At 67.4% G+C, this 26,064-nt stretch carries 24 protein-coding genes and 2 pseudogenes; 13 read left to right on the top strand and 13 right to left on the bottom strand.

The annotated features are described in order from the left end of the window. Nucleotides 1-88: 88 nt before the first annotated feature. From ACFWAY_RS11130 to glp, 3 genes are read right to left on the bottom strand one after another with little or no spacing between them, the layout of a single operon-like run. Entirely contained in the window at nucleotides 89-502 is a 414-nt protein-coding gene (locus ACFWAY_RS11130; protein ID WP_378510676.1) for a molybdenum cofactor biosynthesis protein MoaE, read from the bottom strand. Then, entirely contained in the window at nucleotides 495-1,469 is a 975-nt protein-coding gene (moaCB, locus tag ACFWAY_RS11135; RefSeq protein WP_378510677.1) for a bifunctional molybdenum cofactor biosynthesis protein MoaC/MoaB, read from the bottom strand. Before moaCB ends, ACFWAY_RS11130 begins: the two co-directional genes overlap by 8 nt. Further along, entirely contained in the window at nucleotides 1,466-2,650 is a 1,185-nt protein-coding gene (glp, locus tag ACFWAY_RS11140; RefSeq protein ID WP_378450144.1) for a gephyrin-like molybdotransferase Glp, read from the bottom strand. Before glp ends, moaCB begins: the two co-directional genes overlap by 4 nt. 122 nt (nucleotides 2,651-2,772) lie before the next feature. On the opposite strand from glp, the gene moaA reads away from it, so the two are divergent. Next, nucleotides 2,773-3,828 carry a GTP 3',8-cyclase MoaA gene (moaA, locus tag ACFWAY_RS11145; protein ID WP_378510678.1) on the top strand — a complete coding sequence of 352 codons (1,056 nt, stop codon included), beginning with the start codon at nucleotides 2,773-2,775 and terminating at the stop codon, nucleotides 3,826-3,828. Next, nucleotides 3,821-4,078, top strand: coding sequence for a MoaD/ThiS family protein (locus tag ACFWAY_RS11150; RefSeq protein ID WP_378450146.1), 258 nt, complete (start codon nucleotides 3,821-3,823; stop codon nucleotides 4,076-4,078). Before moaA ends, ACFWAY_RS11150 begins: the two co-directional genes overlap by 8 nt. On the opposite strand, the gene ACFWAY_RS11155 is transcribed toward ACFWAY_RS11150, so the two are convergent. Both ACFWAY_RS11155 and nadE read right to left on the bottom strand, forming a co-directional pair. After that, the gene (locus ACFWAY_RS11155; RefSeq protein ID WP_378450147.1) at nucleotides 4,075-4,860 is read right to left on the bottom strand and encodes an SDR family oxidoreductase; all 786 of its coding nucleotides are present in this window, start codon (nucleotides 4,858-4,860) and stop codon (nucleotides 4,075-4,077) included. The genes ACFWAY_RS11150 and ACFWAY_RS11155 overlap by 4 nt on opposite strands. Before the next feature lie 3 nt (nucleotides 4,861-4,863). Then, nucleotides 4,864-5,703, bottom strand: coding sequence for an ammonia-dependent NAD(+) synthetase (nadE, locus tag ACFWAY_RS11160; RefSeq protein ID WP_378450148.1), 840 nt, complete (start codon nucleotides 5,701-5,703; stop codon nucleotides 4,864-4,866). A 50-nt stretch (nucleotides 5,704-5,753) separates the two neighbouring features. On the opposite strand from nadE, the gene ACFWAY_RS11165 reads away from it, so the two are divergent. After that, a complete protein-coding gene (locus ACFWAY_RS11165; protein WP_378450149.1) occupies nucleotides 5,754-6,305 on the top strand; it encodes a nucleosidase in 552 nt (183 codons plus the stop codon). On the opposite strand, the gene ACFWAY_RS11170 is transcribed toward ACFWAY_RS11165, so the two are convergent. Further along, nucleotides 6,302-7,072, bottom strand: a complete 771-nt coding sequence (locus ACFWAY_RS11170) for an META domain-containing protein (RefSeq protein WP_378510679.1) — start codon at nucleotides 7,070-7,072, stop codon at nucleotides 6,302-6,304. The two genes, ACFWAY_RS11165 and ACFWAY_RS11170, sit on opposite strands and share 4 nt — an antisense overlap. 34 nt (nucleotides 7,073-7,106) lie before the next feature. Then, nucleotides 7,107-7,706: a TetR/AcrR family transcriptional regulator gene (locus ACFWAY_RS11175; RefSeq protein WP_378510680.1), complete on the bottom strand. Its 600-nt coding sequence runs from the start codon at nucleotides 7,704-7,706 to the stop codon at nucleotides 7,107-7,109. Nucleotides 7,707-7,807: 101 nt separating this feature from the next. Here ACFWAY_RS11175 and ACFWAY_RS11180 point away from each other — a divergent pair, with 101 nt between their 5' ends. Continuing rightward, nucleotides 7,808-8,371: an NAD(P)H-dependent oxidoreductase gene (locus ACFWAY_RS11180; RefSeq protein WP_378510681.1), complete on the top strand. Its 564-nt coding sequence runs from the start codon at nucleotides 7,808-7,810 to the stop codon at nucleotides 8,369-8,371. Between the two features lie 26 nt (nucleotides 8,372-8,397). Here the strand turns inward: ACFWAY_RS11180 and ACFWAY_RS11185 are convergent, their stop codons facing one another. Both ACFWAY_RS11185 and ACFWAY_RS11190 read right to left on the bottom strand, forming a co-directional pair. Then, entirely contained in the window at nucleotides 8,398-9,231 is an 834-nt protein-coding gene (locus tag ACFWAY_RS11185; protein ID WP_378510682.1) for a siderophore-interacting protein, read from the bottom strand. Nucleotides 9,232-9,421: 190 nt separating this feature from the next. Beyond that, nucleotides 9,422-11,226, bottom strand: a pseudogene (locus ACFWAY_RS11190) (zinc ribbon domain-containing protein). 229 nt (nucleotides 11,227-11,455) lie between these two features. Between ACFWAY_RS11190 and ACFWAY_RS11195 the strand changes: the two are divergent. The 5 genes from ACFWAY_RS11195 (at nucleotide 11,456) to nrdF (ending at nucleotide 16,385) form a co-directional block, all read left to right on the top strand. Continuing rightward, nucleotides 11,456-11,902, top strand: a complete 447-nt coding sequence (locus ACFWAY_RS11195) for a hypothetical protein (RefSeq protein ID WP_378510683.1) — start codon at nucleotides 11,456-11,458, stop codon at nucleotides 11,900-11,902. A 500-nt stretch (nucleotides 11,903-12,402) separates the two neighbouring features. Beyond that, a complete protein-coding gene (locus ACFWAY_RS11200; RefSeq protein ID WP_378510684.1) occupies nucleotides 12,403-12,636 on the top strand; it encodes a redoxin NrdH in 234 nt (77 codons plus the stop codon). A gap of 88 nt (nucleotides 12,637-12,724) precedes the next feature. Further along, nucleotides 12,725-13,201: a class Ib ribonucleoside-diphosphate reductase assembly flavoprotein NrdI gene (nrdI, locus tag ACFWAY_RS11205; protein ID WP_005259574.1), complete on the top strand. Its 477-nt coding sequence runs from the start codon at nucleotides 12,725-12,727 to the stop codon at nucleotides 13,199-13,201. Next, the gene (gene nrdE / locus ACFWAY_RS11210; protein WP_378450154.1) at nucleotides 13,159-15,342 is read left to right on the top strand and encodes a class 1b ribonucleoside-diphosphate reductase subunit alpha; all 2,184 of its coding nucleotides are present in this window, start codon (nucleotides 13,159-13,161) and stop codon (nucleotides 15,340-15,342) included. The genes nrdI and nrdE overlap by 43 nt, the downstream gene beginning before the upstream one ends. Before the next feature lie 77 nt (nucleotides 15,343-15,419). Beyond that, nucleotides 15,420-16,385, top strand: coding sequence for a class 1b ribonucleoside-diphosphate reductase subunit beta (nrdF, locus tag ACFWAY_RS11215; protein ID WP_005240291.1), 966 nt, complete (start codon nucleotides 15,420-15,422; stop codon nucleotides 16,383-16,385). 133 nt (nucleotides 16,386-16,518) lie between these two features. Here nrdF and ACFWAY_RS11220 read toward each other — a convergent pair whose 3' ends face one another. The 3 genes from ACFWAY_RS11220 to ACFWAY_RS11230 are packed head-to-tail and all read right to left on the bottom strand — an operon-like array spanning nucleotide 16,519 to nucleotide 19,111. Beyond that, on the bottom strand, nucleotides 16,519-16,992 hold the full coding sequence (locus tag ACFWAY_RS11220) for an NUDIX domain-containing protein (protein ID WP_378450155.1): 474 nt from the start codon (nucleotides 16,990-16,992) through the stop codon (nucleotides 16,519-16,521). An 8-nt stretch (nucleotides 16,993-17,000) separates the two neighbouring features. Beyond that, nucleotides 17,001-18,068 carry an iron-siderophore ABC transporter substrate-binding protein gene (locus ACFWAY_RS11225; protein ID WP_378510685.1) on the bottom strand — a complete coding sequence of 356 codons (1,068 nt, stop codon included), beginning with the start codon at nucleotides 18,066-18,068 and terminating at the stop codon, nucleotides 17,001-17,003. A 35-nt stretch (nucleotides 18,069-18,103) separates the two neighbouring features. Further along, complete coding sequence (locus tag ACFWAY_RS11230; RefSeq protein WP_378510686.1) at nucleotides 18,104-19,111, bottom strand: ABC transporter substrate-binding protein; 1,008 nt, start codon at nucleotides 19,109-19,111, stop codon at nucleotides 18,104-18,106. Nucleotides 19,112-19,412: 301 nt separating this feature from the next. On the opposite strand from ACFWAY_RS11230, the gene ctaD reads away from it, so the two are divergent. The 4 genes from ctaD to ACFWAY_RS11250 all read left to right on the top strand — a co-directional run bounded on the left by ctaD (nucleotide 19,413) and on the right by ACFWAY_RS11250 (nucleotide 24,082). Continuing rightward, nucleotides 19,413-21,203, top strand: coding sequence for a cytochrome c oxidase subunit I (gene ctaD / locus ACFWAY_RS11235; protein WP_378450158.1), 1,791 nt, complete (start codon nucleotides 19,413-19,415; stop codon nucleotides 21,201-21,203). A 104-nt stretch (nucleotides 21,204-21,307) separates the two neighbouring features. Then, nucleotides 21,308-22,528: a phosphoserine phosphatase SerB gene (serB, locus tag ACFWAY_RS11240; RefSeq protein ID WP_005240300.1), complete on the top strand. Its 1,221-nt coding sequence runs from the start codon at nucleotides 21,308-21,310 to the stop codon at nucleotides 22,526-22,528. After that, on the top strand, nucleotides 22,525-23,304 hold the full coding sequence (locus ACFWAY_RS11245) for an aminoacyl-tRNA hydrolase (RefSeq protein WP_378510687.1): 780 nt from the start codon (nucleotides 22,525-22,527) through the stop codon (nucleotides 23,302-23,304). The genes serB and ACFWAY_RS11245 overlap by 4 nt, the downstream gene beginning before the upstream one ends. Before the next feature lie 76 nt (nucleotides 23,305-23,380). After that, complete coding sequence (locus ACFWAY_RS11250; RefSeq protein WP_378450160.1) at nucleotides 23,381-24,082, top strand: YitT family protein; 702 nt, start codon at nucleotides 23,381-23,383, stop codon at nucleotides 24,080-24,082. A gap of 62 nt (nucleotides 24,083-24,144) precedes the next feature. Here the strand turns inward: ACFWAY_RS11250 and glgX are convergent. Then, a pseudogene (gene glgX, locus ACFWAY_RS11255) lies at nucleotides 24,145-26,064 on the bottom strand (glycogen debranching protein GlgX); the annotation flags it as partial.

Here is a 26,064-nt window from a genome sequence, read left to right on the forward strand (position 1 = left end):
GAATGCGTTCTACGACGCTGGATGACCGTCGTGGTCACCTAGTGATCGCCACTCTACCCGGTGGCAGCCGAACGGTCCGACCGAGGAGTCACAAACCGACCCATTCCGACGCCCCGTCGGCGAACTTCTGCCGCTTCCAGATGGGTACCTCGTGCTTGATCCGCTCCACCAGTTCGGCGCACGCGGCGAACGCCTCGGCACGGTGGGGAGCGGCGACCGCGGCGACCACCGCGAGGTCGCCGACGGTGAGGGATCCGACCCGGTGGATGGCCGCCACGGGCAATCCGGTGGACGCCGCGACCTCCTCGCAGACGGTACGGAGGAAGCGCTCTGCTTCCGGGTGCGACTGGTACTCGAGGGCCGAAACGGATTGTCCGCCATCGTGATTGCGGACTACGCCGGTGAAGACCACGACGGCGCCGTGCTCGGGCCCGGCCACGGCGGCGTCGACGACGGCGGGATCGAGGGGTTGATCCGAGATCTGGGCGAGGATGTCACTCATCGTGCGCACCTCCGCCGGCGACCTGAGCGAGAAGGTGGTCGACGATGGGATCGAGGACGGACAATCCGTCCTTGACACCGCCCGGCGAGCCGGGGAGATTCACCACGACTGTGCCGTTCGCCACACCGGCGAGTCCGCGGCTCAGCGAGGCGTGCGGCGTCACCTCCGTCCCGCGGTTCCGGATGGCGTCGGCCACACCGGGGAGTTCTCGGTCGAGCACTGCGCGGGTGGCCTCCGGGGTGGCATCCGTGGGGGAGACGCCGGTGCCGCCGGTACTGATGATCAGCGCCGGATTGCCGGACAGTGCGTCGGCGAGGCCGGCCGCGATGTCGGCGTCCGCATAGACCAGCGGACCCCGGGTGGCGAAACCACGGTCCTCGAGCCACGCGGCGATCACCGGGCCGGTGGTGTCTTCCCGTGTGCCCCTCGCGCCGCCGGTCGAGGCGACCAGGACGGCCGCGGATCGCGGTGTCACCGTGGGAGTTCCGGAATTCTGCTGCTCACGCGTCCAGTGTCCGCGTTTGCCGCCGTCCTTGGTGAGCAACCGGACACCGTCCAGTGTCGCGGCGGGGTCGACGGCTTTCACCATGTCGTGCAACGTCAATCCGGCCACCGCCACGGCGGTGAGGGCCTCCATCTCGACGCCGGTCGGGCCCTTCGTCTTCGCGGTGGCCTCGATCGTGATGGCAACGTCGGTGAACCCGAACTCCAGCTTCACCGACGACAGCGCGAGCTGATGGCACAGCGGAATAAGCTCGGACGTTTTCTTCGCCCCCGAGATCCCGGCGATCCTGGCCGTCGCGAGAACATCGGCCTTGGGCAGATCGTCGGCCCGCACCAGTTCGATCACCGCGGGCGTGGTGACCAATTGCCCGGCGGCCACCGCGATTCGGGTCGTGTCCGCTTTCGCGCTCACGTCGACCATGCGGGCGCGGCCCTCACTGTCGAGGTGCGTCAGGTCGCTCATAGGGGGATCACCTTCACGAGTTGGCCGGCGTCGAGCGCGGTGACGTCGGCGGGAACGTCCAGGAGGACGTCCGCCCATGCCATCGCGGCGACGAGATGGGAACCGGGGCCGGACACGAGTTCGACTCCGGCGTCGGTGCGGCGTGCGCGGAGGAACTGCCGCTTGCCGGGAATGGACGTAACGGCCGCGGCGAGCGGCAGTTCCTCGGGTTCCGTCGGGGGGAGCCCGGCTGCGCGCCGGATCTCGGGACGCGCGAACACCTCGAACGAGACGAGGGTGCTGACCGGGTTCCCGGGAAAGTTGAGGACGGGCGTGCCGTCCACGACGGCGGTGCCCTGCGGCCCACCCGGTTGCATCGCGACGTGACCGAACTGCGCGCCGAGCGGGGAGAGCGTTTCCTTGACCACCTCGAAGTCGCCCATGGACACCCCGCCGGAGGTGAGGACGAGATCGGCGGTGGTGGTCGCCTCCGCGAGCAGGGTGCGGAACTCGGCCGGGTCGTCGCCGCTGCGGGTGATCGAGACGACCTCGGCGCCGTTGGCCCTGGCGCTCGACGCGAGAGCGATTCCGTTGGAGTCGTAGATCTCTCCGGGATGCAGCGTGGTCCCGGCGTCCACCAGTTCGGCGCCCGTGGTGATCACGGCGACGCGGGGACGCGGACGCACCGGGACGCGCTGCAGGCCGACGGCGGCGAGGACGGCGATGTGCCGGGCGGCGAGAACACTGCCGACGGGCAGCAGGAGCGTGCCCTCCCGGACGTCGCTGCCGCGCTCGCGCACGAATTCGCCCGCGATGCGCGAGCGTTCGATGCGGACCTGTCCGTCCGTGGCCTCCGTGTCCTCCACCGGGACGACGGCGTCGGCGCCGTCGGGGATCGGTGCACCGGTCATGATCCGGTATGCGGTCCCGGGTGTGTGGGTGGTGGCGCCGGCCGGTCCCGCGGCGATCACGCCCAGCACCGGCAGCACGGCCGGGACCGACGTGACGGATGCGGCGTCGACCGCATAGCCGTCCATCTGCGAATTGCGGAACAACGGCAGGTCGACGGGGGAGTGGACGTCGGCGGCGAGGGTGCGCCCGAGTGCCTCGCCGAGCGGAATCTCCTCGGCCGGGCGCTCATGGAGCGTCGCGAGGAGTTCGGCGACGTGCTGGGCGTGCTGCTCCACAGAGCGTGCGGTCACGATGTTCCTCCGGCCATGGTCACCAATCCTAGGCATCCCTCCAGTGGAGCGACGAGTGCACCGGGCCGGACAGCGGTCACCCCCTCGCGGCATACTGGACAGATGCAGGGAAAGGCAACTCGATGACAGCGGTGGCGATGGGTATCCCGACCGTCCGGTCGTCGGTCTCGCTCGACGGGCGGCCGGACGTCGAGCAGCTGGTCGACCGGTTCGGCCGGGTCGCGCGTGACCTGAGGGTGTCCATCACCGAGAAGTGTTCGCTGCGCTGCACGTACTGCATGCCCGAGGAAGGCCTGCCCGCCATTCCGGCGGAGAACCTCCTCACCGCGAACGAGATCGTCCGGCTCGTCGACATCGCCGTCCACCGGCTCGGTGTGCGCGAGGTGCGGTTCACCGGGGGCGAGCCGCTGATGCGCGTGGATCTCGAGCAGATGATCGCCGGGTGCGCCGAGCGCGCGCCGGGGATTCCGCTCGCGATGACCACCAACGCGGTCGGTCTCGAGCACCGCGCGGCCGGGCTCGCCCGCGCCGGACTGACGCGGGTCAATGTCTCTCTCGATTCGGTCGATCGTGAGCACTTCGCGAGACTGACGCGGCGCGACCGTCTGCCGTCGGTGATCGCCGGTATCCGCGCCGCCGAACGAGCCGGACTGGCGCCGCTGAAGATCAACGCGGTGCTGATGCCCGAAACGCTCAGTGGAGCGGCCGATCTCCTGGCGTGGTGCCTCGACGAGGGCGTGGCGCTGCGGTTCATCGAGGAGATGCCGCTCGACGCCGATCACGAGTGGGCACGCGAGAACATGGTCGCCGCCGACCAGTTACTGGCCGTCCTCGGCGAGCGGTTCACCCTCACCGAACACGGGAGGGAAGATCCGTCGGCGCCCGCCGAGGAGTGGCTCGTCGACGGCGGACCGGCCACGGTCGGGATCATCGCGTCCGTCACGCGCTCGTTCTGCTCGGACTGCGACCGTACCCGTCTCACCGCCGAGGGAACGGTACGGTCGTGCCTGTTCAGCGATCAGGAGATCGACCTGCGAGCGGCACTGCGGTCGGGTGCGGGCGACGAGGAGCTGGCGCAGTTGTGGCGCGGCGCGATGTGGAACAAGTGGGCAGGCCACGGAATCAACGCGGACGGTTTCGCGCCGCCGCAGCGCAGCATGGGAGCAATCGGTGGTTGACGTGACGGGCATTTCGGTTCGATACTTCGCGGCCGCCGCCGACGCGGCGGGCTGCACCAAGGAAACGTTGGACCTCCCGGCCGGCGCCGACCTCGGCCAGGTGAAAGAACTTCTCCTCGCCAAGTACGGTCCCGCCATGCAGCAGGTGCTGTCGGTCTCCGCCTTCCTGGTGGACTCCGAGTTGACGCGCGATCTGACCCGGACTGCCGGTACCCAGGTGGACGTGCTGCCGCCGTTCGCCGGTGGCTAGCGGGCCGCGTTCACGGAGTCGGCCAGCCACCGGTCGAAGGTAATCGTTCCGAACCGATTGTCGGGCACCAGGTTCGATCCGTCCCGAAAGAACTGACCCATCGCGCCGGGAAGTGGCACGTTCACGACGAACCCGTGCGTCCCGGTGGCCTTCTTCCACGCCGCCGTCAGGTCGCGGGCGGTGCGAACCTCCGGGCCACCGATCGTGATCGGCCCCTCCGGCGCCGGTTCGGCGGCCAGGGCGGCGTCGACCAGCGCGGTCGCGACATCCCTGGTGTCGATGGTCTGGAAGCTCGTCTTGGAGAAGGCGGGGATCAACCCGGTTCGGCTCGCCGGCTTCGCGATCATAGGTATGAAGTCGTGGAACTGGGTCGCTCGCACAATCGACGTCTCCATCGCGGCGCTCTCGTAGACCCGTTCCTGCTTCCGCTTCGCCTGGTAATAGGGGAATTCGCTCCGGTCGACGTTGACGATGGAGAGCAGCACGGCGCGTCCGACTCCCGCGCCGTCCGCGGTTGCGAGGAGATTCTCGGCGCCCTTCTCGAGTACGGCCCGGGTGCCGCGGGTCTTGCCGTCGGTGGTGTCCACCACGACGTCGACACCGTCGAGTGCCTCCGCGAGACTCTCACCGGTGACGAGATCACCGTGGAAATGGGCGATCTCGCTGCCCGGCGCACCGCCGTGCCGGGTCAGGACCCGGACGGAGTGACCGCGCGCGAGGAACTCCTTGACCACCTGCCGGCCTGCAGTGCCGGTACCGCCCGCGACCAGCGCCTGGACCATCGGTCACCGCCACCACGTGTCGAGCGGGGTCACCGGGACCGTGCGCTTGTGGCGGGTGCTGCGGAACATTGTCTCGAGCTTCCGGGCGACGGCGTCCGGCACGTCCTTGCCTTCGAGATAGTCGTCGATCTGCGCGTATGTGACTCCCAGTGCTTCCTCGTCGGGGAGGGCGGGGCGATCGTCCTCGAGGTCGGCGGTGGGGACCTTCTTCCACGTGCTCTCGGGTGCGCCGAGTTCGCGCAGGAGTGCGGCGCCCTGACGCTTCGACAACCCGGTCAGCGGGGTGACGTCCACGCCGCCGTCGCCGAACTTGGTGAAGAAGCCGGTGATCGCCTCGGCGGCATGGTCGGTGCCGACCACGAGGTATCCGAGCTGGCCTGCGATCGAGTACTGGATCACCATGCGTTCGCGGGCCTTGATGTTTCCGCGGACGAAGTCGCGGAGTTCGCCGCCGTCGCCGATGATGTCGCGCAGCGCCTCGGACGACTCCTTCGCGGTGGCGTCCGCGCCGGGCTTCACGTTGACGACCACCGACCGGTCGGGCTTGATGAAGTCGAGGGAGATCTGCGCGTCGGACTCGTCGGCCTGGGTGCCGTAGGGCAGCCGCACGGCGACGAACTCGGCGTCGTGGCCCTCGTCGCGCAGCTCGCTCGCCGCGAGCTGGGCGAGGCGTCCGGTGAGGGTGCTGTCCTGGCCGCCGCTGATGCCCAGGACGAATCCCGTGGCCGGGGTCGACAGCAGGTAGTCCTTCAGGAACTGAACACGTTTGCGGATCTCGTCAGCCGCGTCGATGGTGGGCTGGGCACCGAGTTCCTCGAGGATCTGCGCACGTAGATTCGCCATGACAGAACTCTAGCGAGTGCCCCTGACGAGCGCAGGGTACGGTTCCGCGCATGAGTAGATCGGACGTTCTGGTGGTCAGCGCGACCAAGGCGGAGGCGGTGCACGTCCCGTCCGAGTTCGAGGTCCTGATCACCGGGATCGGCAAGGTGAGCGCCGCCGTGGCCGTGGCGTCCGCGCTCGCCGACTACTCGCGAACGGACAAACCGCTCGTCGTCAACATCGGTACCGCCGGTGCGTTGCACGAGCATCACAGCGGCCTGTTCACGCCGTCGACCGTCCTCAACCACGACATCAGCGGCGACGCCATTCGGGCGCTCGGGCACGAGGTGGCCGATCTCCTCGCCCTGCCGGACGGCGACGGTTCGGTGCTCGCGACCGGTGATCTGTTCGTGTCCGACGCCGGCGTGCGCGATGTGCTCGCCCGCAGAGCCGACCTCGTGGACATGGAGGGTTTCGCCGTCGCCTATGCCAGCGCTCGCGGCGGCGCCCGGTGCCGGCTGGTCAAGCACGTCAGTGACACGGCCGACGACTCTGCACTGGACTGGCCCGCCCGGATCGACGCGAGCGCGCGGGAACTCGGGCGCTGGCTGACGGCTCTCTAGCTCGCCCGCAGTTCCAGCCCGATCCCGTCGGTGTCGACCAGTCGCAGCGAGTCCGAATGGACGCTGTAGCCCGTCTCCCCGGTCAACGCCGCGAGTACGGCACGCTCGACCTCGGACACGTCCGGGGGACACGCCATCCGGGTGGTGGCCCAGGGCCCGAACGAGATCGAACTCCGCTGCACGTCCGCTGTCCCGGTCATGCGGTTGCAGCCGGTGAAGCCGGACGCCGAACCGTCGCCGGCGATCAGCAACTGGGGTGCCGTCCTCTCCAGTGCCGCTGTCGTCGTGACCGCGTCCGGACTGATCAGCGCGGTCACCGTCCAGGTGGTCCCGACGACGGGCCGATCCGGCCGGACGACCTTCTCGTCCGTCAGCGTCACCGAACCGGTGGGCGTGGTGAGGGTGAGCGTGTCGCCGCCGAGGGTCCAGTTCGGCTGCGCGTCCAGCAGTGCCGCCACCCAGGCGTCCGCGCCGGCGGCCTCTCCCGGACACGCCATCAGCGTCATCGCGAGCGGTCCTGCCACGACGTTCCCGCCGGACAGGTCGACGTCGGCGCTGCCCTGATTGCATCCTGCCTCGACGGAGAGGCGTCCGGTGTCGGTGAAGCCGAGCACGAGCGGCCCACCGCCGGGAATGGGATCGCCCTCGACGGAGGTGGAGACGAAGGTGCGGCCCGCCGGATCCGGGGGCGCGATCTGCGCGTCCCCGCCGCACGCGGTGAGCGAGGCGAACGTCAGGAGGCCGAGAACGGTGGCGGTGGTGCGCATTCCCCGAGGTTAGACACATTGTCCCGATTCGGGATCAACATCGGGTGACGCGCCGGATCAGGTCCTCCCAGGCGTTGTCGAGCCGTTCGACGGACATCCCGAGGTCGCGCAATTCGTGCAGTACCAGCGTGGCCTCGAGGGGTGCGAGCAGTGAACAGGCGAGCAGTTCGTGGTCGCCCTGCACCCCGGCCGCGCGGAGCAGGGACACGACGTGACGCACGGACACCGCCCGGGCGGGTGCGGCGAAACGGAACTCGAGGGAATTCTCGGCCGCACGCTGGACCTCGCCCTGCACTTCGACGATCGCGATGCGGGCGTGCCCGAAGGCGATCAGCCGGTCGATCGGGTCGGCGCCCGGCCCGAGAGGAGGTGGACCGAACATGAAGGACTGCTGGAGTTCCCGTTCGGTGTGGTCGAGGAGTGCGTGCATGAGGCCCGACCGGCTGCCGAACCGGCGGAACACTGTGCCCTTGCCCACACCGGCCTTGCATGCGACCGCGTCCATCGTGACGGCGTCGACGCCGCGCTCCGCGACCAGCAGCGCAGCCGCATCGAGCAGAAGACGCCGATTACGTGCGGCGTCTCCGCGTTCCGGGGGATCGACCCCGATCTGGGGCAGGAGGGGACTGGTCACGCCTCGCATCCTACCGTGACGGGAACATAAGTGGACCGCGGTCCGTTTAGTTGCTATACATGTTCACGACTCGCCCTACGCACCATCGAAGGATTATTGACATGTCACAGACCAACGTTCTCGTTCTCGTCGGCAGCCTGCGCGCCGCCTCGGTCAACCGTCAGCTCGCCGAGACCGCGATCGCCGTGGCGCCCGAGGGTGCCGAGGTGACCGTGTTCGACGGCCTCGGAGACGTCCCCTTCTACAACGAGGACATCGACGTCGCCGGTTCCATCCCCGCTGTCGAGGCGCTGCGTGAGGCCGCCGGCCGCGCCGACGCGCTCCTGCTCCTCACCCCCGAGTACAACGGCACCATCCCCGCCGTCCTCAAGAACGCCATCGACTGGATCTCCCGGCCGTACGGCACCGGCGCCGTCCAGGACAAGCCCGTCGCCGTCATCAGCGCCTCGCCCAGCGGCAACGGCGCACAGTGGGCGCACGAGGACACCCGCAAGGCCGTCCGCATCGCAGGCGGCAAGGTCCTCGAGGATGTCACCCTCGCCATCGGCGGCACCATCGACAAGTTCGGTGACCGGCACCCACGCGAGAACGCCGAGGTCGCGCAGCAGGTTGCCGACGTCGTCGCCAGCCTCGTCGACGCCACGAAGCAGCTCGTCGACGCCTGACGATCCGCTCGCGCGCGGCGCCGCCGCTACAGCCCGGTCCGATCCAGGGCTGCGTCGACGGCGTCGCGCACCGCGTCGAAGTCTTCACCGGCCGCCAGGGCAGAGTCCCTGGCGGCTTCTATCTGTTCGCGCACCGTCTCGTACCGCGCGACCCACTCCTCCTTGTTGTCGCGCCAATAACCGATGACGTCGTACCGGTCCGCATGCCAGCCCAGGTCGTGGCGCAACCAGCGCCGCACCACCCGCGACACCGTCGCCTCGCCCGCGAACCACACGTATCCCGGTACACCCGGTCGCGACCAGTCGCGGGCCGCCTCGGCGAGCAGGCTGTCCCCGGCGCCGTTGCCGCTCCCGGTCAGCCAGGTCACGGTCAACGCGGCATCGGTGGCGAACTGCTGCCGGTCCTCGGGGGTCGTGACCTCCGCGATCACGTGCACCCGCGCCGAATCCGGTAGTTCCTCGATGATCCGGCCGACCGCGGGCAGTGCCGTCATGTCGGCGACGAGGAGCTGCCACTCGGCGTCGGCGGGCGGCGCGTACCACCCCGAGGCGGTCGAGAACCCGAGCGTCTCGCCCGGGCGCGCGCCCGCGGCCCAGTGCGCCGCGATACCGCCTGCATGGACAGCGAAATCGATGTCCATCTCCAGGGCGTCCGGGTCCCAGCGGCGCACGGTGTAGCTGCGCTTCTGAGCGCCGTCCGGTGGGAAGGCGAGGAGCAGGCGCTCGTCCGGCCTCCCGCTGGACTCGAATCGACCGAGATCTCCGCCCGCGAGGGTGATCCTCTGCATGTTCGGCGTCACCCGCCTCGTGCGCGCTACGGGCGCCGACCAGACGAGGTCGTCCAGGGGGTCGTCGGACATGGGCTCAAGGTACCGGGGAGGGGGAGTCGGGTCCTGCAGTTACCGGCCGGCAAGCGTGGGAGCGCGCGTCGTACGCGACGCCCGGTGTGCCCGGCCGCGGGCGGTCGGGGAGCGGCGTGTCCGGGCGTTGCGAGTGCGGTGATCGGAGGGGGCCGACATCGTCCCGCGGAGACGTAAGCTCCCGGAGCGTCTACGTAGACCTCATACCATCCGCCACTCGTGTGGCGGGCGTCTGAGATGTACGTGTGTCACGGCTACCCGCATCACCGTGCGGTGGTGTGAGTTGGACCATGTCCCACACCGACGCTTGTGGTGCAGGAACATGCTGTTTCGGAGTCACCCCCAACCGCGGTGTCACGGTGGGCAGGCTGCGGCGGACCCGGCGGTGCCGCGGTCTGCTCGGGGTGGGACCGGTTTTGTCGCGTGATGGCCGGACCGGCGCGTGCTCGACGACCCGGACCGCGGGCATCTGCCCCCGCCGGCGGGTGACGTTGTTCTTGCCGAGAAGCACGCGTTTGGCCAGGTTCACCCCGGCGACGTGGTCGCGGTTGCCGCCGACCGGCAGCGTGAACACCACGCGGTGTGGTAGCCGCCGGGGCGGGCAAGCGGTTCGTCGCAGCCCGGACATAATGCGGACGATCCCCGGGCGGGCACCGAGACCACCGCGATCCCGACGGCTGCGGCGGTGTGGGCGAGGGCGGCGGCCGCTTGGCGGCGGGCGGACTGCGCGGCCCGGTTGTTGTTGACCCGTCCGTGTCCGCGGGTCTCGAGGGTGGTGAGATCCTCCACCGCGATCAGCTGCGCGTGGGCGGCGGTGGCGTAGTCGGTGACCTGGCGGGCGAAGTGGAAGGCCAGTTCCCGGTTGATCTTTCCTCTCTTGGCGCCCACCGCGGCACGGTGGGCGTCGAGGACGGCGATCTTCGCCTCCAGCTCGGCGCGGACCTCCGGTGGGGCGGTGGCGGCCAATTGCGTCAACCGCGCCGCCTTGCGATGCAGCAGTTGGTCTTCGGTCTGTAGGCGCGCCAGTTTGATTCCGAGGCCGCGGTCGTCGTAGGTCCAGCCCCGGTAATCCGAGGACAACCCGCCGGAGCCCTCTGCCACAATGGCGGCGGCACCGAGCGTGGACGGGGACCAATCGACCCCCACCGCGACCGTGCCGGCCACTAGATCGGCTGCCGGGACGAGTTCGGTCGCCGCGCACCGCCACAACAGACCCCGGTGGTCGAGGACCAGGGTCGGCAGATGCCAGTCGATGACAGTTCTGTCATGTAGGTGCGCGGGGATAGTTGCGGTGAGCCGGACCCACCGCCACTGCGCCCGCCCCACCGGGGCGGGGCTGGTGGGCAGCTTCACCGTCAACACCAGCTCACGGTCTGTCGCGGTGATCCGTGCGAGCTGCCGGTCGGCGGCGGAGAGTTGGGCCATCGCGCTCGTCTGCGGTGGCGCCTGCAGGTCGGTGATCCGCAACCGGCCGGCCGGTGCCCCGTCGGTGCGGCGGGCGTGTGCGAGGAGCTGTCGCCGCACGCCTCGCGCGTAACCCGAGGGCACGTAGTCGCCCGGCTCGGTGGGTGCGGTCAGACGACCGGTGGCCGGGTCGAATCGGGCCGACAGTGCCGCGATCGCGGTATCCCGGTAGGCCAGGGTCCGCAGGGTTGCCGTCACCTGCGCGGTCACCACCCGCGTGACCCGCGACGGCACGTAGACCCCGTCCGGATAGATGGGGTTCCAGCCGAGGCGGGCCGCGGCGACATGGCCTTGTGCGGGCAGCCTGCGGTCCTGGCGGTCACGACCGGCGGCGAGCACGTCGAACGTCGCCGGCTGCCACAGTCGTGACACCAACTCGCCACCGGCCGCGGCGACCAGATCGAGGAGCCACCCCACCCGGATATCGACATCGTCGAGGCCGATCGGGTCCCCGGTCGCATCGTCGACCGCCAAGTACGCGCGGGTGGTGAACGCGAACTGCCGCGGCACAGTCGATCCCGGCCCGGTCATACCCGGCACAATTCACGATCGGTCAGCACATTCACGTTCCGACACGCGCGGACCATGATGCACCAGCCGTCCGCGGCACCGCCGGTGACAAGAACCCGCGAACGCCCGAGATGCTCACCGGTTAACCCATTCCCAACCGTGCCGCGGCGTCGTGGCTGCCTGATCGTAAACGAGCGGCCGGCGGGCGCGCGTGCAACGTCGCAAGACTGTCGAGCGGGAGACCCCGTCGTTGATTCTGTTTCGACCACAGCGCCGAGAGGACCGGTCGGACAACGATGCCGGCACCGCCCTGACGTCATCCATCAACCCTCCCACCAGCGATCTGTCGCCCCTGTCTCGCAAGACCTCGACTGTAACGCCGGCCTCCGACAAGTACCGCCCGATCCAGCCCACCGGCGAACTGGGCCAATCGATCTCGCCACACCAGCCGCACCGCCGTGAACCGACCCTCGGCCGCGTCGTCGAGCATCCGGCCCAACCCCGCCCGCTGCCCCCGCTGACCCGAGCCGCGATCCTTTGCGGACCCCTGATGCACCTCAGTAGCGCTATCCCGCACCATCCTTTCGGATTGGCCAGCGACGCCGTTGTCCTGTCGAGCCTGACACCCGGCAAATGCACTGCCTCCGCCCTCTCCGGCGTCGCTCCCGCACACTTCCATCCGGGCGGCCTGCCCTGATAGGAGTCGAGGTCCGCGCGGTCAAAGATTCGGTGACCCGAACCGGTGCGCCCAGAAGGCCACCGGCCCTCCCCTGCCGCCTTGCTCCCAACCACCGACATCCCAAGTCGCCTCACCAATTCACACCGGCAGACAGTGTCAGAACCTATCGATTAGTGTTAGATATATTGGCAACAGTTGAGAGCCTCCAGTGCACGAGCGCGATGCGAGGGGTGTTCCGCGTCACGCCGAAAATGTGATGTGCGACACGCCGGAGCGAGCACGAAATTTATGGTCCGTGGGATGACGACCTGGGAATTTCATCAATGTGACTCACAACATCTCGGGTTAAGTGTTTCTGTCGGCCACTAGGTGTAGTGTCTTGAGCACTGAGAGACCACAACGAGAACCGACTCGGTGAGCATCTCCATCGGGGGTCACCGCCATCTCGATCAGGGGAAGTCTCAGTGCGCTGAACACACACTTCGTCAGCTCCATTCGGCAGTGGAAAGAGGGACTTCATGAGCATCACCGTCTACACCAAGCCCGCTTGCGTTCAGTGCAATGCCACCTACCGGGCCCTCGACAAGGTGGGTATCGATTACTCCGTCGTCGACATCACCGAAGACCCCGAAGCCCGGGACTACGTCATGGCACTGGGATACCTGCAGGCGCCCGTGATCGTGGCCGGTGACGAGCACTGGTCGGGCTTCCGCCCCGACCGCATCAAGACCCTCTCGGCAAACGCTGCTTGAAGCGAGACGATCGCACCGCCCGAGGCGGAGATCGATCCGATTCCCGGACGGCAGTAAACGGTAGTAATAGTCCAGATGGTGGAAACCGATGACATCGCTGGTGTACTTCTCCAGCGCCTCGGAGAACACGCACCGATTCGTCCAGCGGCTCGGGCTGCCTGCGACGCGCATACCCATTCATGACCGCGAGGGCACCTTCGAGGTTCGCGAACCCTACGTGCTGATCGTCCCCACCTATGGCGGGGGAACGACGGCCATGGGCCGCGACACCAGTTATGTCCCGAAGCCGGTCATCCGATTTCTCAACAACACACACAACAGGTCGCTGATCCGAGCAGTGATCGCGGCAGGAAACACCAATTTCGGTGAATCCTATTGCTTTGCAGGAAACATCATTTCTCAGAAATGCCACGTTCCCTACCTCTACCGCTTCGAACTCATGGGCACAGCCGAGGACGTCGAGCGGGTCAGGGCCGGTCTGGGTGAATTCTGGGATCACTTAGACGACGAGGAGCACGAGAAGTGGCGCCGACCATCACAGACACCATCGACGCGGGGAGCGTAGAGCGCGACGCGCGCGGTGGAGACTCGACGAACGGTCTCGATTACCACGCACTCAACGCAATGCTCAACCTGTACGGCCCGAACGGTGAGATCCAGTTCGACAAGGACGTCGCCGCCGCCCGCCAGTACTTCCTGCAGCACGTCAACCAGAACACCGTCTTCTTCCACAACCTGGACGAGAAGCTCGACTACCTCGTGGAGGAGAACTACTACGAGCCCGAGGTCCTCGACCAGTACTCGCGTGCGTTCGTGAAGTCGCTGATCGATCACGCCTACGCCAAGAAGTTCCGCTTTCCGACGTTCCTGGGCGCGTTCAAGTACTACACGTCGTACACGCTGAAGACGTTCGACGGCAAGCGTTACCTGGAGCGGTTCGAGGACCGGGTCTGCATGGTCGCACTCACGCTCGCCGCCGGCGACGAAGAGCTGGCGACTAAGCTCGTCGACGAGATCATCGCCGGCCGGTTCCAGCCCGCCACCCCCACGTTCCTCAACTCCGGCAAGAAGCAGCGCGGCGAGCCCGTGTCCTGCTTCCTGCTGCGCATCGAGGACAACATGGAGTCGATCGGCCGCTCCATCAACTCCGCCCTGCAGCTGTCCAAGCGCGGCGGTGGAGTTGCGTTGCTGCTCAGCAATGTTCGTGAGCACGGTGCCCCGATCAAGAAGATCGAGAACCAGAGCTCCGGTGTCATCCCGATCATGAAGCTGCTCGAGGACTCCTTCTCGTACGCCAACCAGCTCGGCGCGCGTCAGGGCGCGGGCGCGGTGTACCTGCACGCACACCACCCGGACATCTACCGCTTCCTCGACACCAAGCGGGAGAACGCCGACGAGAAGATCCGCATCAAGACGCTGTCGCTGGGTGTGGTCATCCCGGACATCACGTTCGAGCTGGCGAAGAAGAACGAGGACATGTACCTGTTCTCGCCCTACGATGTCGAGCGCATCTACGGTGTCCCGTTCGCGGACGTCAACGTCACCGAGAAGTACTACGAGATGGTCGACGACAAGCGGATCCGCAAGTCGAAGATCAAGGCGCGCGAGTTCTTCCAGACCATCGCCGAGCTGCAGTTCGAGTCGGGCTACCCGTACATCATGTTCGAGGACACGGTGAACCGGGCCAACCCCATCGAGGGCAAGATCACCCACTCGAACCTGTGCTCGGAGATCCTGCAGGTCTCGACGCCGTCGCTGTTCAATGACGACCTCTCCTACAGCGAGGTCGGCAAGGACATCTCCTGCAACCTCGGCTCGCTGAACATCGCGAAGGCCATGGACTCGCCGGACTTCGCCCGCACCATCGAGGTGTCGATCCGCGCCCTCACCGCGGTGTCCGATCAGACGCACATCTACTCGGTGCCGTCGATCGAGCAGGGCAACAACGATTCTCACGCCATCGGCCTCGGACAGATGAACCTGCACGGGTACCTGGCCCGTGAGCGGATCTTCTACGGCTCCGACGAGGGCATCGACTTCACGAACATCTACTTCTACACCGTCGTGTTCCACGCGGTGCGGGCGTCCAACCGGATCGCCATCGAACGGGGCACCCACTTCAAGGGCTTCCCGCAGTCCCAGTACGCGTCCGGCGAGTACTTCGACAAGTACACCGATCAGGTGTGGGAGCCGAAGACGGAACGGGTGCGTCAGCTGTTCGCCGAATCCGGTGTGCACATCCCGACGCAGGACGACTGGCGCGAGCTGAAGGCGTCCGTGCAGAAGTACGGCATCTACAACCAGAACCTGCAGGCCGTCCCGCCCACCGGGTCGATCTCGTACATCAACTACTCCACCAGCTCCATCCACCCGGTGGCGTCGAAGATCGAGATTCGTAAAGAAGGCAAGATCGGCCGCGTCTACTACCCGGCGCCCTACCTGACCAACGACAACCTGGAGTACTACCAGGATGCCTACGAGATCGGGTACGAGAAGATCGTCGACACCTATGCTGCCGCGACGCAGCACGTCGACCAGGGGCTGTCGCTGACGCTGTTCTTCAAGGACACCGCCACCACCCGCGACATCAACAAGGCGCAGATCTACGCGTGGCGCAAGGGCATCAAGACGCTGTACTACATCCGGCTGCGTCAGATGGCACTCGAGGGTACCGAGGTCGAAGGTTGCGTTTCCTGCATGCTGTAGGCGGCTCCGCCGCCCGTGAGTACTTCTTAACCGCCGGCGGTTAACAAGTACTCACAGCCGAACGAAGTGAGGAATCAATGGTCAAGCTGGTGAGTCGCGTATCCGCGATCAACTGGAACCGCGTCCAGGACGAGAAGGACGCCGAGGTGTGGGACCGTCTCGTCGGCAACTTCTGGCTGCCCGAAAAGGTGCCGGTGTCCAACGACATCCCGTCGTGGGGGACGCTCACGCCGCAGGAGAAGCAGCTCACGATGCGGGTGTTCACGGGGCTGACGCTCCTCGACACCATTCAGGGCACCGTGGGCGCCGTCAGCCTCATCCCCGACGCCATCACCCCGCACGAAGAGGCGGTGTACACCAACATCGCGTTCATGGAGTCGGTGCACGCCAAGAGCTACAGCTCGATCTTCTCGACGCTGTGCTCCACCCGGGACATCGACGACGCCTTCCGCTGGTCCGAGGAGAACCCGAACCTGCAGCGCAAGGCCGAGATCGTCATGGACTACTACCAGGGCGACGAGCCGCTCAAGCGCAAGGTGGCATCCACCCTGCTGGAGAGCTTCCTGTTCTACTCGGGCTTCTACCTGCCGATGTACTGGTCGTCGCGGGCGAAGCTCACCAACACCGCCGACCTCATCCGCCTCATCATCCGTGACGAGGCCGTGCACGGGTACTACATCGGCTACAAGTACCAGAAGGGTCTCGAGCAGCTCACCGAGGCCGAGCGCGACGACCTCAAGAATTACACGTTCGAGTTGCTCTTCGAGCTCTACGACAACGAGGTCGACTACACCCAAGACCTCTACGACGAGGTGGGCCTCACCGAGGACGTCAAGAAGTTCCTGCGGTACAACGCCAACAAGGCGCTGATGAACCTCGGCTACGAGGGTCTGTTCCCGAAGGACGAGACGGACGTCAACCCGGCGATCCTGTCGGCGCTCTCACCCAACGCGGACGAGAACCACGACTTCTTCTCCGGCTCGGGTAGCTCCTACGTCATCGGCAAGGCCGTCAACACCGAAGACGAGGACTGGGACTTCTAGAGCGACCCGCTCGCGACTTCTAGAGCGACCCGCTCGCGACTTCTAGAGCGACCCGCTCGCGACTTCTAGAGCGTCGCCCAATGTCACACCGGTTCAGTTCGACTGCACCGGTGTGACATTGGGCGAACTGCGTTCAGCGGCGGAACCACGCCTCGGGCTCGTCCTGCAGCGCCTTGTCGAGCCGGAGCCGCGACGACGGAGTGAGGTCCGGCGGCAGCGCGTCGGGGGAGAACCAAGCCACGTCGTGGTTCTCGTCGTCCGACACGGCCGCGTCACCGCTCACGTACCGCGCGAGGAAGCAAACGTCGAGATACTGCGCGACGTCGCCGTTGGGGTAGGTGATCGGGTCGGTGACGTCGACGCTCGTGATCCGGACCAGTTCCGCGTCCACGCCGGTTTCCTCGCGTACCTCACGCAGCGCCGCGGGCCCGGGTTCCTCCCCGGGTTCGAGGATGCCGGACACGACGGCCCATTTGCCGTTGTCGACGCGCCGGGTCAGCAGCACCCGGCCGTCGGCGTCGCGCACCACGACGCTCACCCCGGACAGCCACAGCGGCGCAGTGCCGACGTGGCCGCGCAGGGCGGTGACGAACTCGGGGACGGGCACCGGGCCTCCTAGCCGACGTAGCCGTTCAGGGTGTTCCGCAGGTCGGTGAGCATCGCGCGCGCGGCGACGACACCGTTTCCGCCCCACACGTCACCCTCCACGGCGAAGACCCGCTTGTCGGAGGCCGCCTCGAGGTCTTCCCATGCCTCACCGGACATGACATCCTCCGCGTGCGCGGTGCCCTCCTCGCCGTCCAGGACGGCGTAGATGAGGTCGCCCTCGGCCTGGTCGATGTCGGATTCGGAGATCGGTTCGGTGACGACGCCGTCGAGGTTCTGATACGCGGGACGCCGCACTCCGGCGTCGGTGAGGACCTGGCCGGCGAACGTGGCCGGACCCTCGACTTCCATGCTGTCGGCGCCGAAGCGGACGACGGACGCCTGCGTCTGCGCGGCATCGATGTCGACGCCGAGTTGCTTCGCGTCCTGCTGGTACTGCTCGAGCGCCGCCGTCGCCGCGTCGGCCCGGCCCAGCGCGTTGCCGGCGAGGACGAACTGCGCCTTCCAGTACACGGGGTCGGAGCCGACGAACACGGTGGGCGCGATGGGGGAGAGTGCGCCGTACAGCTGGTCGGACGCCGGACTCGATCCGAGGATCAGGTCCGGGTCCGCCTGCGCGATCTTGTTCACGTCCGGGGCGTCGACGGATCCGACGCTCGGGATCTCGGAGATGCCCGTGCCGAGGTAGCCGGGCTGAGGTGAGTCCCCGTCGACGGTCGCCGCGCCGACCACGTTCGCCCACAGACCGAGTGCGCACACCGCGTCCAGCGCGGCACTGTCGAGTACCACGATCCGCTGCGGATCGGACGGAACGTCGCTCTCGCCCTTCGTGTGGACCACCCGGTGCGTCGAGCCGGCCGCGAGGGCGGCGTCGACCGGGGCCGGCTCGGCGCAGACGGTCGTGGTGTCCCGCTCGATGCCGACCACACCGGCTCCGGCGATCTGCGTGGTGGTCCGGACGATGGACGCTGCGGGATCGTCGTCGGCCGGTTGAGAGCAGCCGGCGACTGCGAGCGCAGCGACGGCGGCGACGAGACCGGTGGACGCGCGGCGGGCGGAAAACCTACGAGGGGACAATTCGGCGACTTCCTGTGTGTGCGGGCGCGTTCAGGTTAGCCGCTGTGCTTGTCCACCCCGAACGTGTCCGACAGGTCGTCGAGGATGAGGTGCGCGCCCTGGATGCTGACCGGCGACATCCAGCGGGCGTCGTCGACGTCGACCTTGTGTCCCTTCAGCGTCTGCCACAGCGGGCTCTCCAGGAACGGCTTCGCCGCTTCGGCGCTCTTGCCGGCCGGGTCCTGCCAGGTGCTGACGAAGATGGCGTCGCCCTCCGCTTCGCTGATCAGCTCGGGGCTGATGGCTTGCATGATGTTGTCGGGATCGGCCGGATCGGGGCCCTGGCTCTGCGGACGAGCGAGCCCGGCGTCCGAGAGGACGATCCCGCTGAACGAGGTGGTGCGGTAGAGGCGTGCCGTCGGCTCGCCCGCGAACCGGACGACCGAGATCACCGGATTCGACGCCGTGTCGTTGATCTCCGCGCCGACGGCGGCGGCCCGCTCCTCGTAGGCGGCGATCTTCTGCTCCGCGAGTGCTTCCTTGCCCAGTGCCTTGCCGACGAGCCGGATGTTGTCCTTCCACGTGGGCCCGGTCGTCTCGGTGAAGATGGTCGGTGCGATCGCGGACAGTTGCTCGTAGTTCTTTCCGTCGCGCACCTCCGCGGAGATGATCAGATCGGGTTGCAGCGCGGCGATCTGCTCGAGGCTCGCGGTGCTGACCTTGCCCACCGACTCGGCTTCCGCCGCGAACCGGTCCCGCGAGGAGCCGAGGTAGTCGGGCAGGCCGGGTTCGCGGTAGTCGACGTATCCGACGAGTGGCGCCTCGAGGAGGAGGACGGCGTCGGTGAAGCTGTTGTCGAGTGCCACGATGCGCTGCGGTGCGGCCGGGATCTCGGTGCTGCCGCGGAAGTGGTCGACGGTGCGGGGGAACTGCCCGGTCGACGAGGTGGTGCCGGACGCGGCAGCGGAGTCGGCGCTGCTGGAGCAGGACGTGATCCAGAAGGTGGCTGCAGCGGCTAGTGCGACCGCGCCGGCGACTACCCGGCGTCGGGAGAGAACGTTCACATGGAGCTCCTGTTAGAAGTTAGGTGAGCGAAACCTTAGCACCGGGGTTGTGGTGTCTCGGAGCCTCGTGAGTCCGTGTCGACCGGTCACGTCCGACACGCCGGACCGCGTGACAGTGAGCACTCCCCGGCGCGACAAACCGCAGGTCGCATGCGCCACAATTTGCTCTGAGTCCGGGTAAGTACGACAGTGGGTAGGACCCAGTCGGAGGCCGCTCAGGGCACGGTCTACGATTCGATGAGCGCAAGCCAGAGACCGTTCGCCTCGCAGCCCGGGGACGGACGCGCATTCAGGAGGATCAGTGACTGCCGTAGCGCCCCAGCCAGTCCCCGCGATAGCTGCAGCCAGGCCTTACCCGCCGCGGCAGGGACCCAAGGGCTCGTTCATCTTCAAAATGATTACGACCACCGACCCCAAGGTGCTCGGAATCATGTACTTGACGACCTCGATCGCGTTCTTCCTCATCGGTGGTCTCATGGCCCTGATGATGCGCGCCGAGCTCGCTGTGCCCGGTATGCAGTTCTTGTCGAACGAGCAGTTCAACCAGCTGTTCACGATGCACGGCACGATCATGCTGCTGCTGTACGCGACGCCGATCGTGTTCGGGTTCGCCAACTACATCCTGCCGCTGCAGATCGGTGCCCCCGACGTGGCGTTCCCGCGACTCAACGCGTTCAGCTACTGGCTGTACGTGTTCGGCGCGATCATCACGACCGCCGGCTTCATCACCCCCGGCGGTGCCGCGGACTTCGGCTGGACCGCTTACACGCCCCTGACGAGTGCGCTGCACTCCCCGGGCGTCGGCGCCGACCTCTGGGTCATGGGCCTCGCGGTCGCCGGCCTCGGCACCATCCTCGGTGGTGTCAACATGATCACCACCGTCATCTGCCTGCGTGCCCCCGGCATGACCATGTTCCGTATGCCGATCTTCACGTGGAACATCTTCATCACCAGCATCCTGATTCTGCTGGCGTTCCCGCTGCTGACCGCTGCATTCATGGGTCTGTTCGTGGACCGTCACCTCGGTGGCCACATCTTCGACCCGGCCACCGGCGGTGTGCTGCTGTGGCAGCACCTGTTCTGGTTCTTCGGTCACCCCGAGGTGTACATCATCGCGCTGCCGTTCTTCGGCATCGTCTCGGAGATCTTCCCGGTCTTCAGCCGTAAGCCGGTGTTCGGTTACAGCGGCCTGGTCTACGCGACCCTGGCGATCGCCGCCCTCTCCATCGCGGTGTGGGCTCACCACATGTACGCCACCGGCGCCGTGCTGCTCCCGTACTTCTCGTTCATGACGTTCCTGATCGCCGTCCCGACGGGTGTGAAGATCTTCAACTGGATCGGCACCATGTGGAAGGGACAGTTGACGTTCGAGTCGCCGATGCTGTTCTCCATCGGATTCCTCATCACGTTCCTCTTCGGTGGTCTGTCCGGCGTCATCCTCGCGAGCCCGCCCCTCGACTTCCACGTCACGGACACCTACTTCGTGGTCGCCCACTTCCACTACGTGGTCTTCGGCACCGTCGTGTTCGCCACGTACGCCGGCATCTATTTCTGGTTCCCGAAGATGACCGGTCGCATGATGGACGAGCGTCTCGGCAAGTGGCACTTCTGGACCACGTTCATCGGCTTCCACGGCACGTTCCTCGTCCAGCACTGGCTGGGTAACGAAGGCATGCCGCGTCGCTACGCCGACTACCTGCCCTCGGACGGCTTCACGTTCCTGAACTCGTTCTCGACGATCTTCGCTTTCGTTCTCGGTGCGTCGACGCTGCCGTTCATCTGGAACGTATTCAAGAGCTACCGGTACGGCGAGGTGGTGACCGTCGACGATCCGTGGGGTTACGGCAACTCGCTCGAGTGGGCCACCAGCTGCCCGCCGCCGCGGCACAACTTCACCGAGCTGCCGCGTATCCGCTCCGAGCGTCCCGCGTTCGAGCTGCACTACCCGCACATGGTCGAGCGGATGAAGGCCGAGGCGCACGTCGGACCGGGCCACGGTGGCAAGCACGCCAGCACCGTGCTCGAGAAGGAACGCCACGAGCCGCTGACCGTCGGCGAAGAAGGCGACCCCGGAACCGACACCGGCCGCTGACACATCAGTTTGAGAAAGGCCCCGCCCCAGCAACGGGCGGGGCCTTTGACTTGGCACAATGGGTGCCGGACAAGCCGCGCGAGCAACATGATCGGAGTACATCGGTGGGTGCAGCTGACACCACTGTCCTGGTGACCGTGACGGGACCCGACCGACCCGGCGTCACCTCGGTGCTCTTCGGGTCGCTCTCCCGCCACGATGTGAGCCTTCTCGACGTGGAGCAGGTGGTGATTCGTGGGCGACTGACCCTCGGTGTCCTGGTGGCCTGCCCCGAGAACGGGGAAGCGCTGCAGGAGGAACTCGAAGAGGCGATGGCCACCGTCGGGATGTCGGTGGACGTCGAGATCGGTGCCGATCCCGGCAGGCAGTCGCTGTCCACCCACGCCGTGGTCGTCCTCGGTAGTCCGGTGTCGGCTCGCGCACTGCGTTCGGTGGCGCGGGAGATGGCAACCCTCGGGGTCAACATCGACTCGATTCGCGGTGTCGCCGACTACCCGGTGACGGGCCTCGAACTCCTCGTGAGCGCTCCCGGCACGGCGGAGGCGGACAAAAGTCTGCGCACCGTGCTGGCGGAAGTGGCCGTGCGCGAGAACGTCGACATCGCGGTCGAGCGAGGGGGACTGGCCCGGCGCGCCAAGCGGCTCATCGTGTTCGACGTCGACTCGACCCTCGTCCAGGGCGAGGTCATCGAGATGCTCGCCGCCCGCGCGGGCGTCGAGGACGAGGTGCGCGCCGTTACCGAATCGGCGATGCGCGGCGAGATCGACTTCACCGAATCCCTGCACCAGCGGGTCGCGACCCTCGCCGGTCTCGACGCGTCCGTAATCGACGACGTCGCGGAGAATCTGGAACTGACTCCCGGCGCCCGTACCACCATCCGGACGCTGCGCAGGCTCGGCTTCCACTGCGGTGTGGTGTCCGGTGGTTTCCGGCAGGTCATCGAGGGGCTGGCCCACGAATTGGAACTGGACTTCGTGCAGGCCAACACGCTCGAGATCGTGGACGGCAAGCTCACCGGCCGGGTGATCGGCGACATCGTCGACCGCGCCGCGAAGGCGACCGCACTGCGCAAGTTCGCCGCTCAGGTCGGCGTCCCGATGGAACAGACGGTGGCGGTCGGCGACGGCGCCAACGACATCGACATGCTCAACGCAGCCGGGCTGGGAATCGCGTTCAACGCCAAGCCGGCTCTGCGGGAGGTCGCGGACACCGCACTGTCGCACCCTTTCCTCGATGCGGTGCTGTTCATTCTCGGGGTCACCCGCGACGAGGTCGAGGCCGCCGACGCGGTGGACGGCGTGGTGCGACGAGTCCCGCTGTCGTGACGGAATCGTGCCGCGACGCGGTCACCGGGCAGACCGGTGACGACACCGTGTGGGCGGCGCGTCACGCCGTCCTCGCGGCCGGATACGGCGGCCGGCCGGATCCGGACGACCCGGCGCAGGTCCTCGCCATGCCGATCGTGCTGCACATTCCGAAGGCGGACCCCCCGCCGCGGAGTGCGCTGCTCGAGGCTGCCGCGACCGCGGCAGTGGCGTTGTGCCTCGACCCCCGCGTCGGCCCCGACGAGACTGGCACGCCCGGACCGTGGCAGGAGGATTACCTCGCCTGGATCGGGTCCCGGATCCGCAAGGTGTCGCGGCGTGCGCGGGGAGCGGGGTGGCGTGCGGCGCAGGAGGTCGACGGGATCACCCTCGACGTCGGCGGTGCGCAGGCCCGCGCACTCGTGCCCGTCGCCGTGGGCGCGCTCGATCCCCGCATCAGGAAGTTGCAGATCGGCGGGACGGATCTCGACCACGACGACCCCGGGGAGATCCCGGACGGGATTCCGGTGCTGTGGATCAACTCCACCCTGGACATGACGGTGGGCAAGGCTGCGGCGCAGGTCGGGCACGCGTCGATGCTTCTCGCCGGTGCGATGACCACCGAGCAGGCACGCGGATGGGCGGCCATCGGCTACCGCTGCGCCGTGCGGGACGCCGACGTCGGACTGTGGGAAGAGCTGACCATCGAGGTGGTGCGGGGCAGGGCGATCGCGGTGCGCGATGCCGGCTTCACCGAGGTGGCTCCCGGATCGATGACCGTGATCGCCTGCCCCTGAGCGTCGACGCATCGACAGTCCAGTGCGTGCGTCCTGGCTATGGGGTGCGGCAGGATTTCCCGGAACACTGACGGTCATGCTCGCTCGACGCCTGATCGCTCTGTTCGCCGGACTGTGGCTGTACGGCTTCTCGATGGCCATGATGATCACCGCCGGTCTCGGCCTCGACCCGTGGGACGTGTTCCATCAGGGGATCGCCGGTCGCACGCCGCTCAGTTTCGGTGTGGTGACCGCACTGACCGGCGTCGTGGTGCTCGCGCTCTGGATCCCGATCCGTCAGAAACCGGGATTCGGGACGATCGCCAACGTCGTGGTCATCGCCGTCTCGGTGGACACGTCGCTGGCGTTCCTCGAGCCGTCCGACTCCCTTGTCGTGCGGATCGTGGTGATGCTCGGTGGCGTGGTCCTCAACGCGCTCGCCACCGTGCTGTACATCGGTGCGGGGATGGGTCCCGGACCGAGGGACGGTCTCATGACCGGTCTGGTCGCGCGCACCGGGCTGTCGGTGCGTGTGATCCGCACGTCGATCGAGGTGGCGGTGCTGGCCACGGGCTGGTTGCTCGGCGGCACCGTGGGGGTGGGCACCGTCGTCTACGCGCTGGGCATCGGCCCGCTCATCCAGCTGATGATGCGCTTCGGCGGCATCTACCCGACCGCACGGAAGACGAGCAGCGTCGGACCGGACAGTGCGATCGTGGAGTCTCCGGAGATCGGGCCGCCTGGTGCCGGTGCGCCGTCGGGGGACGCCGAGTCGAATTCGGCGAGTACCGTCCCGTAGAACCATTCGGGACAGCCCAGGGTGATCACGGTGGGTCCGCCGGAGTGGAAGACGAGAAGCCAGCTGTCGTCGGTGAGCTGGTGCCCGTCCTCGGTGTGGGATCGGATGTCGGATCCGTCGATCCACGCCTGGAGGGTGCGCCTGGAGTCGTCGTACCACGCCCGGTCGTCCATCTCAGCGCCGTCGGCTCCGAACCACACGAGGTCGGGATGGCCGGTGGGTGTGCGCCTGCCTTCGAAGAATTCCGGCTGGCGCAGGGCGGGGGAGGCGCGCCGGAGGTCGAGGGCGCGCGTGACGAACGCGGTGAGTGCCGTGTCCCCGGTGCTCCAGTCGAGCGGCCAGGAATCTTCACGCGGGGTGTCCTCGGGGACGCAGTACGCGTTGTTGTTGCCGCCGAGGGTGTGACCGAATTCGTCGCCGGCGGTGAACATCGGCGTGCCGGTCGACAGTGCGAGCGAGGCCAGGAGCGCGCGGACGTGCCGGGACCGCGCCTCGGTGATCGACGGATCGTCGGTGGGGCCTTCGACGCCGTGGTCGACGGAGTCGTTGTGATCGGCGCCGTCCCGGTTGTCCTCGCCGTTGGCCTCGTTGTGTTTGCGGACGTACGACACGAGGTCCGCTGCGGTGAACCCGTCGTGAGCGGTCACGAAATTGACGGACGCCCACGGCCGTCGGTTTCCGAACACGTCCTCGGAACCCGCCACCCGGGAGGCGAGATCGCGTACCCCGGTGCCGCCGTTCCAGAACCGCCGAACTGTGTTGCGGTACTTGTCGTTCCATTCCGACCACTGAACGCCGAAGTGCCCGACCCGATATCCGTCCGAAGTGGCGTCCCACGGTTCGGCGATCAGTTTGCACCGGGAGAGAACGGGATCCGCCGTGATCGCGGAGAAGATCGAAGCGCGGGAATCGAATCGGCCGCCACCGGGCCGGCCGAGAGCGGACGCGAGGTCGAACCGGAAGCCGTCGACCCCCATCTCGTGCGCCCAGTAGCGCAGGCTGTCGCCGATCATCCGGACGACGACGGGCGACTGTGCGTCGACGGTGTTTCCGCAACCGGTGAGATCGATGTCCTGGCCGTCGGAGTCGAGGAGGTAGTAGCCGGGGGCGTCGAGGCCGCGCCAGCTGAGGCTGATGCCGTCGACGCTCTGCTCGCAGGTGTGGTTGTACACCACGTCGAGGATGACCTCGATCCCCGCGGCGTGCAGCGCGTCGACCATCGTGTGGAACTCGGTGATCTCCTCACCGGGCACCACCGCATAGCCCGGGTGGGGGGCGAAGAACGCTGCGGTGGAGTATCCCCAGTGGTTGCGCATGCCCCGCGAGCGCACGGTGGCCTCGGAGACATACGCCTGGACGGGAAGCAGTTCGACCGCGGTCACCCCGAGCCGGACGAGATGGCCGACGACGGCGGGTTCGGCGAGACCCAGATACGTTCCGCGGTACTGCGGCGGCACGTCGGGGTGCCGTGCGGTGAACGACCCCACGTGAAGTTCGTAGACAACGGTTTCCTCCCACGGCCTTTCGATACGCGGTCCGCTCGTGCGGGCGTGGTCGGCCGTCACCACCGACAGCGGTGTGTGGCCCAGGCTGTCGACGCTCGACGGGCCGCCGAACGGGTTGCCGTCGTGGGAGACGAGCGCGTCGTGGTCGCCGAGTTTGCCCGTGATGCGGGTCGCCCACGGATCCAGAAGCATCTTGGCCGGATTGAGGCGCACGCCGCGTGCGGGGTCCCAACGTCCGTGCGCACGGTAACCGTAGCGCTGCCCCGCACCGACTTCCTCGACGATGCCGTGCCAGATGCCGTACGTCCGCTGGACCAGATCGATCCGGGTCTCGTCGCCGTCCTCGGAAATCAGGCACACCTGTACCAGTTCGGCGTCGGGGGCGTGAACCGCGAACTGTGTTTCGGTGCCACGCACTTTCGCTCCCAGGGGAAACGGTGATCCGGGCAGCCGCAGACTCGGCGGGAGCGACGACAT

This window comes from Rhodococcus sp. NPDC059968 (genome assembly GCF_042738615.1).
In the GTDB taxonomy this organism is placed as follows: domain Bacteria; phylum Actinomycetota; class Actinomycetes; order Mycobacteriales; family Mycobacteriaceae; genus Rhodococcus_F.